This window comes from Vibrio sp. 1069, assembly GCF_033340555.1.
In genome coordinates this window covers 1-711 of the sequence record NZ_JAWOWP010000361.1, presented here as the reverse complement: position 1 = coordinate 711, position 711 = coordinate 1, and the positions used below count along the sequence as shown (strand labels likewise).

Annotated in this window: 1 protein-coding gene; it reads left to right on the top strand. The window is 49.2% G+C overall.

Annotated features, from left to right (window positions below):
- A partial coding sequence (locus tag R7040_RS26515) for a UbiD family decarboxylase (RefSeq protein ID WP_318097589.1) occupies window positions 1–711 on the top strand: 711 nt, incomplete at both ends.

Below are 711 nucleotides of genomic sequence, written 5' to 3'. Positions count from 1 at the left end.
CCAGTATTCAAACAAGTGTTGAATATGCCAGCCAAGCGACTGCGTACAGCGCCATGCCAAGACATAGTGTGGCAAGGTGACGAAGTCGATTTGGATAGAATTCCGGTGATGAGTTGCTGGGCGGAAGACGTAGCACCACTATTAACGTGGGGTTTGACGGTTACCAAAGGGCCGAACAAAAAACGTCAGAACCTCGGTATCTACCGCCAACAAAAAATCGCCAAAAACAAAATCATCATGCGTTGGTTAGCTCACCGTGGTGGCGCGTTAGATTTGCGTGATTGGATGGAAACCAACCCGGGTAAGCCGTTCCCAGTTTCCGTGGCGTTTGGTGCCGACCCTGCTACTATCCTTGGTGCGGTGACGCCAGTGCCGGATACGTTATCAGAATATGCCTTTGCTGGTTTGCTGCGTGGCAGTAAAACCGAAGTGGTCAAATCCATCAGTAACGATTTGGAAGTCCCAGCAAGTGCTGAAATCGTCATGGAAGGGTACATCGACCCGAACGAGTTTGCCGATGAAGGCCCTTACGGCGATCACACTGGCTACTATAACGAAAAAGAAAAGCATCATGTCTTTACCATTACGCACATCACCATGCGTAAAGACCCAATTTATCACAGTACCTATACTGGTCGTCCGCCAGATGAGCCAGCGGTATTAGGCGTGGCACTGAATGAAGTATTCGTGCCAATTCTGCAAAAGCAATTC